This window comes from Pseudomonas sp. IPO3774 (assembly GCF_013386835.1).
In the GTDB taxonomy this organism is placed as follows: Bacteria; Pseudomonadota; Gammaproteobacteria; order Pseudomonadales; family Pseudomonadaceae; genus Aquipseudomonas.
On record NZ_JACAQY010000060.1, the window covers coordinates 1 to 17,443 of the forward strand.

Annotated in this window: 13 protein-coding genes; 11 read left to right on the top strand and 2 right to left on the bottom strand. The window is 62.9% G+C overall.

The features are described 5' to 3' along the window. Positions 1–214: 214 nt before the first annotated feature. On the bottom strand, positions 215–1,009 hold the full coding sequence (locus HYE77_RS27350) for a class II aldolase/adducin family protein (protein WP_063031004.1): 795 nt from the start codon (positions 1,007–1,009) through the stop codon (positions 215–217). A 107-nt stretch (positions 1,010–1,116) separates the two neighbouring features. Then, a complete protein-coding gene (locus HYE77_RS27355) occupies positions 1,117–2,022 on the bottom strand; it encodes a LysR family transcriptional regulator (RefSeq protein ID WP_008434597.1) in 906 nt (301 codons plus the stop codon). 220 nt (positions 2,023–2,242) lie between these two features. Here HYE77_RS27355 and HYE77_RS27360 point away from each other — a divergent pair, with 220 nt between their 5' ends. From HYE77_RS27360 to HYE77_RS27410, 11 genes are all read left to right on the top strand, one after another. Continuing rightward, on the top strand, positions 2,243–2,866 hold the full coding sequence (locus HYE77_RS27360; protein WP_177069958.1) for a cysteine dioxygenase: 624 nt from the start codon (positions 2,243–2,245) through the stop codon (positions 2,864–2,866). Then, positions 2,863–4,443 carry a rhodanese-related sulfurtransferase gene (locus tag HYE77_RS27365; RefSeq protein WP_177019919.1) on the top strand — a complete coding sequence of 527 codons (1,581 nt, stop codon included), beginning with the start codon at positions 2,863–2,865 and terminating at the stop codon, positions 4,441–4,443. The genes HYE77_RS27360 and HYE77_RS27365 overlap by 4 nt, the downstream gene beginning before the upstream one ends. Before the next feature lie 102 nt (positions 4,444–4,545). Next, a complete protein-coding gene (locus HYE77_RS27370) occupies positions 4,546–5,502 on the top strand; it encodes an ABC transporter substrate-binding protein (protein WP_177069960.1) in 957 nt (318 codons plus the stop codon). 13 nt (positions 5,503–5,515) lie between these two features. Then, positions 5,516–6,859 (top strand): LLM class flavin-dependent oxidoreductase, encoded by a 1,344-nt coding sequence (locus HYE77_RS27375; RefSeq protein WP_008434605.1) that lies wholly within the window; start codon positions 5,516–5,518, stop codon positions 6,857–6,859. A gap of 13 nt (positions 6,860–6,872) precedes the next feature. After that, on the top strand, positions 6,873–7,877 hold the full coding sequence (locus HYE77_RS27380) for an ABC transporter substrate-binding protein (RefSeq protein ID WP_003211303.1): 1,005 nt from the start codon (positions 6,873–6,875) through the stop codon (positions 7,875–7,877). Between the two features lie 139 nt (positions 7,878–8,016). Continuing rightward, a complete protein-coding gene (locus HYE77_RS27385) occupies positions 8,017–9,195 on the top strand; it encodes an acyl-CoA dehydrogenase family protein (RefSeq protein ID WP_177069963.1) in 1,179 nt (392 codons plus the stop codon). Further along, positions 9,192–10,151, top strand: a complete 960-nt coding sequence (locus tag HYE77_RS27390; protein ID WP_003211305.1) for a D-isomer specific 2-hydroxyacid dehydrogenase family protein — start codon at positions 9,192–9,194, stop codon at positions 10,149–10,151. Before HYE77_RS27385 ends, HYE77_RS27390 begins: the two co-directional genes overlap by 4 nt. A gap of 310 nt (positions 10,152–10,461) precedes the next feature. Further along, positions 10,462–12,582, top strand: coding sequence for a TonB-dependent receptor (locus HYE77_RS27395; RefSeq protein ID WP_177069965.1), 2,121 nt, complete (start codon positions 10,462–10,464; stop codon positions 12,580–12,582). 26 nt (positions 12,583–12,608) lie between these two features. Next, positions 12,609–14,183: an FAD-dependent oxidoreductase gene (locus HYE77_RS27400; RefSeq protein WP_177069967.1), complete on the top strand. Its 1,575-nt coding sequence runs from the start codon at positions 12,609–12,611 to the stop codon at positions 14,181–14,183. A 25-nt stretch (positions 14,184–14,208) separates the two neighbouring features. Beyond that, entirely contained in the window at positions 14,209–14,700 is a 492-nt protein-coding gene (locus tag HYE77_RS27405) for a RidA family protein (protein ID WP_003211308.1), read from the top strand. Positions 14,701–14,736: 36 nt separating this feature from the next. Further along, positions 14,737–17,442: a TonB-dependent siderophore receptor gene (locus tag HYE77_RS27410; protein ID WP_256347499.1), complete on the top strand. Its 2,706-nt coding sequence runs from the start codon at positions 14,737–14,739 to the stop codon at positions 17,440–17,442. The last annotated feature ends 1 nt before the right edge of the window (position 17,443 follow it).

Below are 17,443 nucleotides of genomic sequence, written 5' to 3' on the forward strand. Positions count from 1 at the left end.
CGGGGCAGGGACGCCCCGTCGCGGCGGCCCGCGGAGTAATGCCGGAGTGAGGGCACACCGAGCCTAGGCGAGGTGCCGAGTGGTGGGGAAAGAGCGTTTTGCTTACTTTTGCGCTGTTCAAAAGTGAGCCGCTGTAAGAGCGGAACCAATGGCGGCCATCACCCAAATAACGGATATACACCCACAACCAAGCGAAAATACCAAACCCACAACGTCAAAGTTTGTAATCAGTATCCGTACGCTCCAATTGCCGAATCAACGCATTCCAGTGCCGCGCCACCCCCGGCCCATCCCCGCTCTTGAACACTTCTGCCTGCTTCTCCACCTTGGCCACCACCTCCGCCGGCGGAAAGATCAACTCGGCATTTCCCCCCGCCTGCGCCGCAATCTGGATATTGCACGCCCGCTCCAGCCCCTGCAGCTGCTGGAACGCATGCTCCACACTCACCCCCGCCGTCAGCAATCCATGGTTGCGCAAGATCATCACACTCTTGTCCCCCAGGTCCGCCACCAACCGCTCACGCTCATCCAGGTCAAGGGCCACACCTTCATACCCGTGGTACGCAACGCGCCCGGAAAACCCGATGGAATGCTGGGAGATCGGCAACAACCCGTCCTTCTGCGCCGACACCGCAATACCGTCCCGCGTATGCGTATGCAGCACGGCCTGCAAATCGTGGCGAGCCCCATGGATAGCGCTGTGGATCACATAGCCCGCATAGTTGATCCCCAGGCCCGTAGGGTCATCGACAATCGTGCCGTCGATATCCACCTTGACCAGATTCGAAGCGCTGATCTCATCGAACAACAGCCCGTAGGCGTTGATCAGGAAATGCTCCTCAGGCCCCGGCACCCGGGCGGAGAAGTGCGTGTAGATGTGGTCGGTCCACTTGTACAAGGCCGCCAGCCGATAGGCCGCCGCAAGTTTAACGCGCACCTCCCACTCTTCCGGGGTAACCCGCTGGCGGACGTTGTTCGAGACACTGGAGATCGAGGTGACGCTGCTCATGGCAAAACTTCCTGGATGGCCTTAAGGACTTCCAGGCAAGCCTAGGGGATGACCAAAAATAATAAAAAGCACATTTTAATCTAAGCTAATTATTATTTTTTTTCATATCATGCCGCATTGCGCACCTTGTGCAACGACGCCGCCACCAGCTTGCCAAACGCGTCCACCGGCCCTTGCAGGTTGCCCAGGAAATGCGGGTAGATCAGCCACAGGTCCATCACCGGCTTGAAGTCCTTCAGTGGCATGGCCGCCAGTTGATCGCGATGGGCGCTGCGCTCCAGCAGCGGGCGTGGCACCAGGCCGAGGCCCAGGCCGTCAGCCACCAGGCCCAGTTGCAGCTCGGTGCCGAAGGTCTCCAGGTTGACCCGCAACGCCAGGCCCTGGTCCGACAGGGTGCGTTGCAACCCGGCACGGAAACCGCAGCCATCCGGGTTCAGGATCCAGCCATTCTGGTACACGTCCGCCAGCTTGCAGGGCTTCTTCGGCAGTTGGGCCTTGGCACACACCACCACCAGTTCCATCTTGCCGATGGACTCGCCGACGATGTTGTCCGGGAAGATCTTGCCCGCCGGAAACAGCGCCGCCGCCGCGTCCAGTTCGCCGCGCTCGATCTTGCCCACCAGTTGGCTGCCCCAGCCGGTAGCCACCTGGGCCCGCAGCTCGGGGAATTCACTGCGCAGGTGCTTGAGGGCGTCCAGCAACACCACGTCGCCAATGGTCTGCGGCACCCCCAGGCGCAGCAGGCCGGTGGGCGGCGCGTCGGTGGCCACCAGTTCACGCAGGGCGTCCATTTCCCGAAGGATCGAACGGCACTGTTCATACACCCGCGTACCGATCAAAGTAGGCTTGAGCGGCTTGGTGTTGCGGTCGAACAACTCCACCCCCAGCGCCTGCTCGAAGTTCTGCACGCGACGGGTAATGGCCGGCTGGGTCAGTTGCAGCGACTCGGCGGCATGGCTGATGGACTGGCAACGAATCACTTCGACAAAGGCATCGATATCGTCAATTTTCATTTGGGCCGCACATAGAGAACAGTCATTAAGATGTGTGAAAAGCATAGTTCCATAAACGGTGGCTGGATAGCCCAACCCCCGGATCGATAACGTCTAACGCTATTCAAACCGGTTCTAAATTACTTTCCGCTATAACCTAATCATTAAAAAATAGCATATTAACTATAAACATTATGCTTAGATAAACCCATCACCACGAACCACCCACGATGGAATTGTCATGACCCAGGCCCGACACCCGGAGAGACTCAGAGCATTCATTGGCGCCCTGGCGGAATTGATCGACGGCAACCCTCGCGAAGGCGACTTGCTGCACCGCGGCGGCAAGCTGCTGGCGCAACTGGTCAGCCACGATGACTGGCTGCCGGACGAGTTTGCCCAACCCGACCCCGAGCGTTATCAGCAATTCCTGCTGCACGCCGATTCGCGCCAGCGCTTCAGCATCGTCAGCTTTGTGTGGGGGCCGGGGCAGACCACGCCGATCCATGACCATCGCGTGTGGGGGCTGATCGGCATGCTGCGCGGTTCCGAGTATTCCCAGGGCTTTGAGCGTAACGCCGAGGGCGCACTGGTCGCCGACGGCAAGCGCATCCAGCTGGAACCCGGCCAGGTGGAAGCCGTGTCGCCGAAGATCGGTGACATCCATCAAGTCAGCAATGCCTTCCGTGACCAGGTGTCCATCAGCATTCATGTGTATGGCGCCAACATCGGTGCGGTGCGCCGCGCCGTGTACCAGCCGGACGGCAGCGAGAAACTGTTTATCTCCGGTTATTCCAACGCTTTTCTCCCGAACATCTGGGATTTGTCCAAAGACGCCCTGTCCAAAGAGAGCCCTGCCCCATGACTGTATCGAACCGCAGCTTCGCCCAGATTCGCCAGGCCCTGCTGGACCGTGAAGAAGTCGCCCTTGTGGATGTGCGCGAGGAAGCGCCTTTCGCCGAATCCCACCCGCTGTTCGCCGCGAATATCCCGCTGTCGAAACTGGAACTGGAAGTGTATTCACGCATCCCACGCCGGGATACCCAGGTGACGGTGTACGACAACGGTGAAGGCCTGGCACAGATCGCCGCCCAGCGCTTGCAGGCGCTCGGCTATACCGAGGTCAGCCTGCTGGAAGGCGGCCTGGACGGTTGGCGCAGCGCCGGTGGCGAGCTGTTTATCGACGTCAACGTGCCAAGCAAATCCTTTGGCGAGTTGGTGGAAAGCCAGCGCCACACACCGTCGCTGGCGGCTGAAGAAGTGCAGGCGTTGCTCGACAGCAACGCCGACGTGGTGGTGCTCGACGCCCGCCGCTTCGATGAATACCAGACCATGAGCATTCCCACCGGCATCAGCGTGCCCGGCGCCGAACTGGTGCTGCGCGCCCGTGAGCTGGCACCGGACCCGGCCACGCGCATTATCGTCAACTGCGCCGGGCGTACCCGCAGCATCATCGGCACCCAGTCGCTGATCAATGCCGGCATCGCCAACCCGGTGTCTGCCCTGCGCAACGGCACCATCGGCTGGACCCTGGCCGGGCAGAAGCTGCAACACGGCCAGGCTCGACGCTTCGCGCCGACCTCGGAAGAACACCGCCAGATCGCCGCCAGGGACGCCCGCCAAGTCGCCGACAAGGCCCGCGTAGGCCGCGCCACCCTCGCCGACCTGCAACGCTGGCAGCAGGAAGCGACGCGCACCACTTACCTGTTCGACGTACGCACCCCGGAAGAATTCGAAGCCGGCCACCTGCCCGGCTCGCGCTCCACACCGGGCGGCCAACTGGTGCAGGAAACCGATCACGTCGCCAGCGTACGCGGCGCCCGGCTGGTACTGGTGGATGACGACGGCGTGCGGGCCAATATGTCTGCGTCCTGGCTCGCACAACTGGGTTGGGAAGTGCATGTGCTGGATGACCTGCAACCTGCGCACTTCAGCGAACCGGGGGCCTGGGTTGCCCCCGTCCCGGCGCCGCAACAGGCCGAACTCATCAGCCCGCACACCCTCGCCGAATGGCAGGCTCATGGCGACACCGCAGTACTGGATTTCACCGCCAGCGCCAACTACGTCAAGCGCCACATTCCCGGTGCCTGGTGGGCGTTGCGCGGGCAGTTGCCCGAAGCCTTGCGCAAGGTGCCTGCTGCCGAACGCTACGTGTTGACCTGTGGCAGCAGCCAGCTGGCGCGCCTCGCGGTGGCGCAAGTCGAAGCGCTGACCGGCAAGCCCGTGTTCCTGCTGCAGGACGGCACTGCCAGCTGGATCGCCGCGCAACTGCCGCTGGAGGAAGGCGAGACCCGCCTCGCTTCACCGCGCATCGACCGCTACCGCCGCCCGTACGAAGGCACCGACAATCCGAAGGAAGCCATGCAGGCCTACCTCGACTGGGAGTTCGGCCTGGTGGACCAGCTGGCCCGCGACGGCACCCACGGGTTTTATGTGATCTGAACACCCCCAGGAGCGAGCCCGCTCGCTCCTCTTCCCACTACCAGCCGACCCCTTCTCCAGGCGGAGGCGACTGAACGCAAGACCTAGCCTGGAGCCCGCCTGATGCGCTTTACCCTTGCCCTTTTACTGGCCGCCCTCACCCTGGGTGCGACTTGCCAGGCCGCCGACCTGCAGCCCCTGCGAGTGGCCAACCAGAAATCCACCATCAAGGCGCTGCTGGAAGTCGCCGGCGAAACCCGGGATGTGCCCTACGAAATCCAGTGGTCCGAGTTCCCCGCCGCCGCACCGCTGGGCGAAGCCCTCAACGCCGGAGCCGTGGACATCGGCGCGCTGGGGGACGCGCCCTACGTGTTCGCCCTCGGTGCCGGAGCACCGCTGAAGGTGGTGAGCATCATCCACGCCGAAGGCCGCAACACCACCGCGCTGATTGTTCCGAAAGACTCCCCGATCCACGATCTTGCCGACCTCAAGGGCAAGCGCATCGTCACCACCCGCGGCTCCATCGGGCACTTCCTGGCGATCAAGGCGCTGCGCAGCGCCGGCCTTTCCACCCACGACGTGCAGTTCATCTTCCTGCTGCCCAGCGAGTCACGGCTGGTGCTGGATAACGGCACCGCCGATGCCTGGTCGACCTGGGACCCCTATACCACCGTGGTCACCAGCCAGAGCCAGGCAAGGGTCCTTGCCAGCGGCAACAACCTGCTGAGCAATCACCTGTACCTCGCCGCCACCAGCAAGGCAATTGCCGACAAGCGCGTGCAGCTGGACGACTTCGTGGCCCGGGTCGACCGCGCCTACCGCTGGAGCAACGATCACCCGCAGGCGTTCGCCGCCGCCATGGCCAAAATCACCGGCTTGCCGCTGGAGGTGCACGTAGCCGTGGCCAACGCCACCCATATGCAACCGGTGACGATTGACGACTCGGTGATCAGCGGCCTGCAAACCACCGCCGACATCTATCAGGACGAAGGCCTGCTGACCAAACACATCGACGTCTCCCAAGGCTTCGACAAAAGCTTCAACGCCAAACGTGCCCCGCTTACCCAGGCTTCCCGCTAAAAGGAGAGAGAACATGAGCAAACGCCAACTGAAACTCGGTGCCATGGTGCACGGCGTCGGTCACGGCTGGGGCGAATGGCGCCACCCGCAGGCGCAACCCAATGCCAGCGTCAACTTCGGGTTCTACAAGCATCAGACGCAACTGGCCGAAGGCGCGAAGTTCGACTTCGTGTTCATCGCCGACAGCCTGCATATCCATGAAAAATCCAGCCCGCACTACCTCAACCGTTTTGAGCCGCTGACCATTCTTTCGGCCCTGGCGGCCCTGACCTCGAACATCGGCCTGGTGGCGACCGTCACCGTGAGCTACACCGAACCGTTCCAGGTGGCGCGCCAGTTCGCCTCCCTGGACCACATCAGCGGCGGCCGCGCCGGCTGGAACGTGGTGACTTCGTGGCTCAGCGGCACCGCCGACAACTTCGGCAAGGCCGAGCACCCGCCCCACGCCGTGCGCTACCGCATCGCCAGGGAGCACGTAAATGTGGTCAAGGGCCTGTGGGATTCCTGGGAAGACGATGCCTTTGCGTACAACAAGCAAAGCGGCGAATTTTTCACCCCTGGCAAGCTGCATGCACTGGAACACAAAGGCGAGTTTTTCTCGGTCAAGGGCCCGCTGAATATCGCCCGCTCGCGCCAGGGCCAGCCGGTGATTTTCCAGGCGGGCACTTCCGAGGACGGGCGCAATTTTGCCGCCGAAAACAGCGACGCGATTTTTGTCCATGCCGAGACCTTCGACGAAGCCAAAGCCTACGCCCAGGACTTGAAGAAACGCGCCCGCAGTTTTGGCCGTGATGCTGATCAGTTGTCGATCCTGCCGGGCATCCGGCCGATTGTTGGCCGCGACGAAGCCGAGGTGGAAAGCCGCTATCAGCAAGCTGTTGAGCTGGTGACCGTCGAGGACGCAATCGTCGCCCTGGGCCGCCCGTTCAACGACCACGATTTCAGCAAGTACCCGCTGGACGAACCCTTCCCGGAACTCGGCGACCTGGGCTCCAACAGCCAGAAAGGCGGCTCCGACCGCATCAAGCAACTGGCCCGCGATGAACGCCTGACCCTGCGGGAAGTGGCCCTGCGGTTCTCCCGGCCCAAGCGCGATTTTGTCGGTACCCCGGAGCAGGTCGCCGACGCGATCCAGACCTGGTTCGAAGCCGGCGCGGCCGACGGCTTCATCATCAATTCACTGCTGCCGGACGGCTTGCAGTACTTCACCGAGCTGGTAGTGCCGGTGCTGCAACAACGCGGGCTGTTGCGCAGCGAATACAGCGGCGCCACCCTGCGGGAAAACCTTGGCCTGGACGTGCCGGCGAACCGCTACAGCACCCCGTTCGAAACTCAACCAACGCAGATCGCCATCTGACCAGGGCACGACCATGACGAACACGATCAAACACGGACAGTTCAATCGTCGCGGCTTCCTGGGTGCCAGTTCGATTGCCCTTGGCGCGCTGGGCCTCGCCTCGCTGGTGCCCCGGGCTTTCGCTGCACCTGCGAAGCTCTCGGACCTGACCCTGGCCGTCGCCACCTACCGTGGCCAGGACTCGTACTTCACCGACGACGCCGGCACTTCCAACACGCCCTATAAAGTCGACTACGCCGAGTTCGCCGGCGGCAACCTGATCGTCGAAGCGCTGGCCTCCGGCAGCCTGGACATTGGCGGCATGAGCGAGATCCCGCCGATCTTCTCGATCCAGAGCCACCGCGAGCCGAAGCTGATTGCGGTGCTGCAAGGTGACGTGAATAACCAGGTGATCCTGATTCCCAAGGAGTCGAAAATTGAATCCATCGCCCAGTTGAAAGGCAAGCGTGTGGGCTATGTGCGCTCCACCACCTCGCACTACTTCTTGATCAAGGCCTTGAAGGAGCAAGGGCTGACCTTCAACGACATCACCCCCGTGGCACTCACGCCACAGGACGGTTTCAGCGCGTTCCAGAGTGGCCAGCTGGACGCCTGGGTGATCTACGGGGTGTTTATCCAGCTGGCGAAATTCCGCAGCGGCGCCCGGGTATTGAAAACCGCCCTCGGCTACCTCTCCGGCAACTACCTGATCGGCGCCCGCCCCGCTGCCCTGGAAGACCCGCTGCGCAAACAGGCGATCCAGGATTACTTGCAGCGCCAGGCGCGCACGCTGGAATGGATGAACAACAACCCTGAGCCGTGGGCTGAAAAATCGGCGAAGTTGCTCGGTGTGGACAAGGCCGTGTTCCTCGACGTGTACAACAACCGCAGCCAGCCCTACAGCGTGATCGAGGTGAACGACCAGGCCATCGCTTCGCAGCAGGAAGTGGCGGACCTGTTCTTCAATGCCGGGGTATTGAACGAGCGGCTGGATGTCAGCCCGTTGTGGGACCGGCAGTTCAAGTTGCTGCCGATATAACCCGCCTTCGAAAACGCCGAATAACCCATGTGGGAGCGGGCTTGCTCGCGAAAGCGGTGGATCAGCCAACGGATGTGCAACCTGACACACCGCTTTCGCGAGCAAGCCCGCTCCCACATTTTGAACGAGTACACCCATCATGAGCCTTTCTTCTCAACCGTCACTGCGCTCCGTGGAAGTGGCCAATTTCGAAGTCTTGCTGGAACGCCTCAGCGCCCAGCTCGCCGCCACTGCACACATCGTTGATGAAAGCGGCACCTTCCCCCACGACAACTTCAAGCTGCTGCACGAACACGGCCTTGTCGCCCTGACCGTGCCCAAGACCCTCGGCGGTGGCGGTGCCAACCTGAGCCAGGCGCGCAAGGCCATCAGCGCGATTGCCAAGGGCGAGCCGTCCACCGCGTTGATCCTGGTGATGCAGTACCTGCAACACACGCGCCTGCAAGACAGCAAAACCTGGCCGCCCGCCCTGCGCACCCAGGTCGCCGAAGACGCTGTGCGCAATGGGGCGCTGATCAATGCCCTGCGCGTCGAACCCGATCTCGGCACCCCGGCCCGTGGCGGCCTGCCCGCGACCATCGCCCGGCGTACCGCCGCCGGCTGGCGCATCAGCGGGCGCAAGATCTACTCCACCGGCAGCCATGGCCTGAGCTGGTTCAGCGTGTGGGCCCGCAGCAGCGATGAAGACCCGTTGGTAGGCGCCTGGCTGGTGCCCAGGGACAGCCCCGGCATCAGCATCATCGACACCTGGGACCACCTCGGCATGCGCGCCACCTGCAGCCATGAAGTGGTGTTCGACAACGTGCTGGTGCCGCTGGACCACGCGGTCAGCGTCAGCCCCTGGAGCGCACCGCAGGCGGAACTGGACGGTGACGGGTTCCTGTGGATGTCGGTACTGCTCTCATCGGTGTACGACGCCGTGGCCCAGGCCGCGCGCGACTGGCTGGTGGACTGGCTGGAACAACGCAAGCCGTCCAACCTCGGCGCCGCGCTGTCGACCTTGCCGCGCTTTCAGGAGACCGTCGGGCATATCGACACTCTGCTGTTTGCCAACCGCAGCCTGCTGGACGCCGCCGCCGACGGGCACACCCCGGCAGCCCACGCCGCACAGATCAAATACCTGGTGACCGGCAACGCGATCCGTGCCGTCGAGTTGGCCATCGAGGCGTCCGGCAATCCCGGCCTGTCCCGACACAGCCCACTGCAGCGGCATTACCGCGACGTGCTGTGCAGCCGCGTGCATACCCCGCAGAACGACGCGGTGCTGCAAGGCGTCGGCAAGGCCGTCTTCGCTCAACGACACAAGGAACGCCCATGAGCCAGGTGATTATCGCCAGCCAGTTGGACGAAGATTTCAATCAAGTCATCCGCCAGCGCCTGGCCCTCACCCACCCCGGTGCCGAGGTGATCAGTGTCCCGGCCGGTGTGCCCAGCGACTTGCCGGCCCAGGCCAATATCCTGCTGGCCCGGCCGATCAATGTGCGCGGCTACACCGCGCCGGACACACCGCCACCGGGTTGGCCGTACGGCGTGCAGTGGATCCAGGTGGTGTCGTCGGGCATCGACTTCTATCCCAGGTGGCTGTTCAACGGGCCGCCGGTGAGCACCTCACGGGGCAGCGCCGCCGAAAACCTCGCCGAGTTCGCCCTGGCGGCAATCTTCGCGGCGGCCAAGCATTTGCCGGATATCTGGGTAAAGGATGCCCAGTGGCAGTTCACCCCGTTGCGCCCGCTCAAGGGCACCACCCTGGGGATTCTCGGGTTTGGCGCGATTGGCCGCAGCCTGGCGCAGAAGGCTCATGGGTTGGGGATCAAGGTGGTGGCATTACGCCAAACTGACACGCCGTTTGACGTGGAGGGTGTGGAAGCGGCGCGGGATATCCATGACCTGTTTGCGCGTTCCGATCACCTGGTGCTGGCAGCGCCACTGACCGAGGCCACACGGCATATCGTCGATCGGGAGGCGCTGGCGAATGCCAAGCCAGGGTTGCACCTGATCAATATTGCCCGGGGAGGATTGGTGGATCATGAGGCACTGCTGGAGGCGCTGGACAGCGGCCATATCGGGCTGGCTTCGCTGGATGTGACCGAGCCCGAGCCATTGCCGGACGGGCATGCGTTGTATGGGCATCCGAGGGTCAGGGTGTCGCCGCATACGTCGGCGATTTCGACCAATAGCCGGCATGACATTGCGGACAGTTTCCTGGGCAATCTGGAAAGGTATCTGAGTGATCGGCCGCTGGAAAACCTCGCTGATACCCAACGCGGTTACTAAACCCAACAGAGATCAAAATGTGGGAGCGGGCTTGCTCGCGAATGCGGTGTTTCAGTCACTATCAATGTTGACTGAGCGACCGCATTCGCGGGCAAGCCCGCTCCCACATTTGTTTTTTGTTCGGCTGAAAAATATCATCAGCCTTACGCATCACATTCAAACCAATACATACCTATTTTTTATAATTAACTTATAACTAATCGGACTTTTACGCCCGGCATTTATACAAATACTGTTACATCCAGTACCGACCCCTGACCAGGTGGAGGCCCAATTTTGCCTAAACCGTCAACCACCTCAGGGGTCCATCATGAGTCCTACCGCCGTACCCAATCACCTGGCACTGGCCATCTCCCTCGCCCTGTTCGGCCTTTCCGTTCACGCCGACGACGCCGCCCTGCCGGTGGTCAACGTCACTGCCGAGCACCGCAGCGAAGACCTGCAAAAAACCCCGCTGGCGATTTCCGCGTTTGATGAAAAGGCCCTGGAAGACAAGCAGATCAACAGCGTGCGCGACCTCTCGGGCCAGGTGCCGAACCTGACACTCAGCCGCCAGTCGATCTCCTACAGCGCGCAGACCTACGGCATTCGCGGTATCGGTGAAACCGACCCGATCCAGGAAGCCGCCGTCGCCGTGTATGCCGATGACCTGTACATCCCGCGTGCGATTTCGTCGATGCTCGACTTCAACGATGTGGAGCGTGTCGAAGTGCTGCGCGGGCCCCAGGGCACCCTGTACGGACGCAACAGCAGCGCCGGCGCGATCCGCGTGATCACCCGCGATCCGACCCAGGAAACCCGCGGTTTTGTAGAGCTGGGCGCCGGCAACTACGACGCGCAGAACGCACGCCTGCTGATCAGCGGCCCGCTGGTGGACAACGCGCTGTTCGGCAGTTTCTCGGCGATCCGCCTGAGCCGCGACGGCACCGTCTCCGACCCCACCCGGGGCAAGGATGTAAACAACGTCGACATCCAGTCCTACCGCGGCAAGCTGCGCTACAAGCCGGTGGATTCGCCGTGGGATGTGCAACTGACCCTGGCCGGTACCTTCGACCGGGGCGACACCACCAGCTACACGCCTTTCGACGCCAACGGGCATTTCGACAAGTTCAAGAGCTACAGCAGCCTCGACCCGAAAAACCGCCTGGACCAGGGCAGCTCGGTACTGCGGGCGATTTACGCGATCAGTGACAACCTGAACTTCAAATCAGTGACGGCCTACTCGGCGTTCCACCAACCGGTGGACTACGACAACTCAGGGCAAGCCGCGCTGATCCAGAACAACCTGATCCTGTACAAGCAGAACTATGCGACCCAGGAGTTCCAGCTCAACGGCGACTACGACGATTTCAGCTTCAGCACCGGGGTGTACCTGTACCGCGAGAAGTTCGACGCCGACCGCGACAACCTTACCTATTCCATCGCCCGCAATCGGGTGATCGGCCAGGGCCAATACAGCACCACCAACACCGAAAGCTATGCGCTGTATGGCCAGGGCACCTACAAGCTGACGCAACAACTGTCGCTGATCGCCGGCCTGCGCTTTACTCGCGAGCACAAGAATTTCGACTTCACCAACTACGCGATCAACACCGACCGGCAAATCACCGGCACCAACTTCACCGCCGAGTCGAGCAAATCCTGGCAGTCCACCAGCCCGAAGATCGGCTTCGAATACGCCTGGACCCCGCACCTGAACCAATACGCCTACGTCGCCAAGGGTTTCAAGGCCGGTGGCTACGACAACCGCGCCCCCACCCAGGCCGCCGCCGAACAGGCGTTCTCCCCGGAAGACGTGACCACCTGGGAAACCGGGGTCAAGGGCGACTTCTTCGACCAGCGCCTGCGGGCCAACGTCGCGCTGTTCTACAACGACTACAAAGACCTGCAAACCAACGCCTATGACCCGGCGCTGGGGGTGAGCCTGCGCACCAACGTCGGCCGTGCCCACACCTACGGCGTGGAGCTGGAAACCCTCACCGCCCTGAGCCGCGACCTGCAACTGACCGCCAACGTCGGCTACCTGCAAAGCAAGTACGACGATTTCCAGAACGCCAGCGGTGCCGGGGTGGATGCCAACGGCAAGCAATTGGTGTTCTCGCCACGCTGGAATGCAAGCGTTGGCCTGAACTACACCATCCCGGCCGGGCTGCCGGGCACCTGGCTGGCAGGCACCGATGCGCAGTTCCAGACCAAGTCCTACGCCAACGCATTGAACGACGACATCCAGGAAATCCCGCAACAGACCTTCTGGAACGCCAACACCCGCTACATCAGCGGCGACGGCCACTGGACCACCACCCTGGCAGTGAAAAACCTGCTGGACCGCGCCTACCCGCAGTCGGTGGGCTACGTGCCCTCCAGCGGCGCCCGCTACTACTCGGTCAACGACCCGCGAACCCTGTTGCTGACCGTGCGCTACGACCTCTGACAAACCGCTATCTCAAGGAGCGAATCATGGCTTTTACCCGCAGGGAACTGATTTCCCGTATTGCCGCCGTGGGCGGTTATTCCGCCGCTGTCAGCGCATTGGGTGCGCTGGGGCTGACGCCTCAGGCGGTGGCATCGAGCTTTACCCCGCTGCAATTGGGCAGCACCGGCAAAGGCAAGCAGGTGGTGGTAGTCGGCGCCGGGATCTCCGGGCTGGTCAGCGCCTATGAGCTGCGCAAGGCCGGGTTCAACGTGACGATCCTGGAAGCCCGCGACCGGGTGGGTGGACGCAACTGGACCCTGCGCCGAGGCACCAAGGTCGATTTCGACGACGGCGTCAGCCAGACCGTCGACTTTGATGACGGGCAGTTTTTCAACGCCGGCCCCGCGCGTATTCCCAGCCACCACCAGACGATCCTCGGCTACTGCCGCGAGCTGGGCGTGGAGTTGCAAGTACTGGTCAACAGCAGCCGCAACGCCCTGGCCCGGCCGGATACGCAGCGACCGGCATTCCAGCTGCGCCAGGCGGTCAACGACACCCGCGGCCAACTCTCGGAACTGCTGGCCCGCACAGTCAGCCGCAAGGCGTTGGACCAGGACCTGAGCGTGGATGACCGCAAGGCGCTGCTGAGTTTCCTCAAGGTGTACGGCGACCTCAACGGCGACCTGCAATACAAGGGTTCGGTGCGCTCCGGCTACACCCGCGTGCCCGGCGCCGGCGACCAGACCGGCGTGACCCGCGCGCCGCTGGAGCTGCAGACCTTGCTCAATCCCAAGCTGTGGGGCGCGCTTGTGTTCGATGAAATCCCGGAGTTTTCCTCCACCATGTTCCAGCCGGTGGGCGGCATGGACCGTATTCCGTATGCCTTCTACGAGCATCTGAAAGATGCGGTGCGCTTCAACGCCGAAGTCAGCGATATCCAGACCTCGGAGCAAGGCAGCCGGATCACCTACCGCGACCGTATCAGCGGCAAGACCCAGGTGCTGAGTGCCGACTACGCGATTGTCACCGTGCCCTTGCCGCTGCTGGCCAAGCTGCCAACCAACTTCACGGCACCCTTCAAGCAGGCGATCCAGACCGCGCAAAGCGACCAGGCCAACAAGGTGGCCTGGCAGGCGCCGCGCTTCTGGGAAACCGACTTCAACATCTACGGCGGCCTGTCGTACCTCGACCATGAAGTCAAAGGCCTGTGGTACCCCAGCGACCGCCTCAACAGCGCCCAGGGGATTCTGGTGGCGGCCTACAACACCAGTGAATCGGCTCAGGCCTTCAGCCAGAAATCCCTGGCCGAACAGTTCGCCTCCTCACGCCAGGCGGTGGAGCTGTTGCACCCCGGCCACAGCGCCAAGCTGCAAAAACCGGTGGCGATCAACTGGTCGAAAGTCAGCTACAGCAAGGGCCCGTGGATCGTCAACGACGAGGTCGGCGAAAGCGCCTACCGCGTGCTCAACGAGCCCCAGGGCCGCACGTACCTGGCCAGCGACGCCCTCGCCCACGGCGGCGTCGGCATCTGGCAGAACAGCGCCGCCGATTCGGCGCGGCGCATCGTCTCGCTGATCGGCCGGCATGCCGAACGCCAGCAACCGGGCGTCGCCGCCTGACTTTTCTCTCTCAAGGAATGAACCGATGAAGACGCTTTTTGCAGGACTGCTGATGACCGCCACCACCCTTGCCGCCCACGCCGATGAGATCAAGCGCGTGCCGCTGCCGAACTCGAACTTCCCGATCTCATTGGCGGTGTCGGTGCCGCCGCAGACCGAGCTGCTGTTTGTGAGTGGGTTGCTGGCCGACCTGCATGACCCCAAGGCGCCGAAAGACTCGTTTGCCGCCTATGGCGACACGGCCATCCAGACCACGTCGATCCTCAACAAGCTCAAGGGTGTGCTGCAAGGCCAGGGCCTGGATTTGGGAGATGTGGTGCAGCTGCGGATATTCCTGGTGGGCGATCCAGCCAAGGGCGGCAAGCTTGATTTTGCCGGGTTGCAGGAAGGCTACACACCGTTCTTCGGCAGTGCCGAGCAGCCGAAAAAACCGGCGCGCACCGCGGTGCAAGTCGTCGCGTTGCCATTGCCCGGCGGGCTGGTAGAAATCGAAGCGGTTGCCGCGCGCAAACGCTGACAGGGACATCACTCGAGACCAAGGAGCTCCACTCTCATGCGAAAATTCAACTGGCTGACGGCACCTTTGTTGCGAGGGAGCTTGCTCCCGCTGGGGCGCGCAGCGGCCCTGAAGCCTGACTCCGCAATTTCCCCGGAAGACTGTGGCGACGGTATTGGGGCTGCTACGCAGCCCAGCGGGAGCAAGCTCCCTCACCACAGCAAGCTCCCTCGTCACAGCAAGCTTCCTCACCACAGCAAGCTCCCTGGCCACAGCAAGCTCGCTCATCGTAAAAGGCTACACCGGTACAATCATCTGAAACTCCTGCCGCTCTCGCTGGCGTGTGGCCTGGCGTCCTTCGGCGTCGAATCTGCCGAAGACCGCTCCCCCACCCTCGACACCGTCGTCGTCACCGGCAACCGTGGCGCCGAACAACGCACCGTCACCACCAGCCCCACGCCGATTGATGTGATCAGCGGCGAACAGCTGCGGGCCGTGGGCAAGCCGAGTTTGCTGGAGGCATTGGGCAAGCTCATCCCCTCCTTCAACCTGCCCGACCGCGCCGGCTGGGATGCCAGCGGCGTGGTGCGTTCGGCCACCTTGCGCGGCCTCACCGCCTCTCACGTACTGGTGCTGGTCAACGGCAAACGCCGCCATACCAGCGCCACCCTGAACATCAACGGCATCAACAGCGGCGCGGCCCCCAGCGACCTCGACCTGATCCCGGTGGCTGCCATCGACCATGTAGAGGTGCTGCGAGACGGTGCAGCGGCGCAATACGGCTCGGATGCGATTTCCGGGGTGATCAATATCATCCTCAAGCAGACCACCGGCGGCAGTTCCGACACCACCCTGGGGCAGAACTACGACGGCAAGCGCGGCACCGGCCAGGAGGCGCTGAACTATGGCTTCCAGGTGGGTGAAGCCGGGGTGCTCAACGTGTCCCTCGACACCCGCTACCAGGAGCGCGACAACAAGGCCGGCAGCAACGGCTACAGCAGCCATTACTACCCGCTGGCGGACGGTTCCCCCGACCCGCGCGAAGCCACCTCCAGCCACCACACCTACAAAGGCTACGGCTCGCCCCGCAGCCAGTTGGGCGATGTGGCGTACAACCTCGACCTGCCGCTGAACGACAACCTGACGCTGTACTCGTTTTCCACCCTGGCCACCCGGGAGAACAACGACGGCCAGAACTTCCGCCTGCCCAACGGCCGCAACACCATCACCACCGGGCCCAATGGATACCCCGATGGCTACAGCCCGTACTGGCTGGTCAACGAGACCGACTTCCAATCGGCTTTCGGCGCCAAGGGCAACGACCTTGGCGGCGGCTGGGGTTGGGACCTGAGCAGCACCTACGGGCGCAACTACGCCAAGCAGCGCACCTACGACAACCAGAACCCGTCCCTGGGCGAAAGCACACCGAACAAGTTCACCTCCGGGATCTACATCGCCGACCAGCTCACCACCAACCTCGACCTGAAAAACACCTACGAGATCGGCCTGGCCAAGCCGCTGGACGTGGCGTTCGGCCTGGAGCACCGGCGCGAAAGCTACGAGACCCGCGCCGGCTCCGAGGCTTCCTATATCGATGGCGGCTACGTGTTCCCGGCAGGCCATCCGCGTGCCGGGCAGCGTCCCGATCCGGGGGCTCAGGTCACCAACGGCATCCGTCCGGAAGACGCGCAGAAGGTCAGCCGCAACAGCGTCGCCAGCTATGTCGACCTCGGCTTCTACCCCACCGAGCAGTGGTACGTCGGCGTGGCCGGACGCTACGAACATTACAACGAAGGCGTCGGCGGTACCCGCAGCGGCAAGCTCAGCACGCGGTATGCGTTCAACCCGGTGTTCGCCCTGCGCGGCACCGTGAGCAACGGCTTTCGCGCACCGTCCCTGGCCAACGAGATCTTCACCGCACGCTCCACCGGGTTCGACACCATCAATGGCGTGTACCAGTCGTATAACTACGTGATCCTGCCGGTGGATTCCGCCGGCGCCCAGGCATTGGGTGCCAAGTCACTGAAGCCGGAGCGCTCGACCAACTTCAGCCTCGGTTTCGCCGTGACCCCAAGCGATGACTTGAGCCTCACGGTGGACGGCTACGTGATCAACCTGCGGGACCGCCTGGTGCTCAGCGAACGCTTCCAGGGCCCGGGCATTGCCTCCCTGCTGGACAGCATCGGCGTACCGGCCACGGCGGGCGCACAGTACTTCACCAACGGCGCCAACACCCGCACCTCCGGGGTGGACGTGGTGGGCAACTACCGGCAGAACCTCGACCGCTACGGCTCGGTGAAATGGACGGCGGCGCTGAACTACAACCACACGCAGATCCTCAGCGTCAACGACACCCCGGCGCAGCTAGCCGCCCTGGGCAACTTCCAGTTGATGGGTCGCCAGTCACGGGCACTGATCACCAAGACTTCACCCAGCAGCAAGATGATCTTCTCCGCCGACTGGGCGATCCACGACTTCGACGTCAACCTGCGCCTGACTCGCTACGGCACCTACACCGAGGTCAACAGCTCCAGCGACGCGAGCCTGGACCGCACGTATTCGGCCAAGTGGATCACTGACCTCGACGTGGCCTACGCGATCAGCAAACAGCTGACGGTGGCCGTAGGTGCGCAGAACCTGTTCGACAAATACCCGGATCACATCGGCGTGAAGAACTCGTCGTTCGGCGATAACTGGGGCAGCTATTCGCCGTTCGGGTTTACCGGCGGGTATTACTACAGCCGGGTGCAGTACGCGTTCTGAT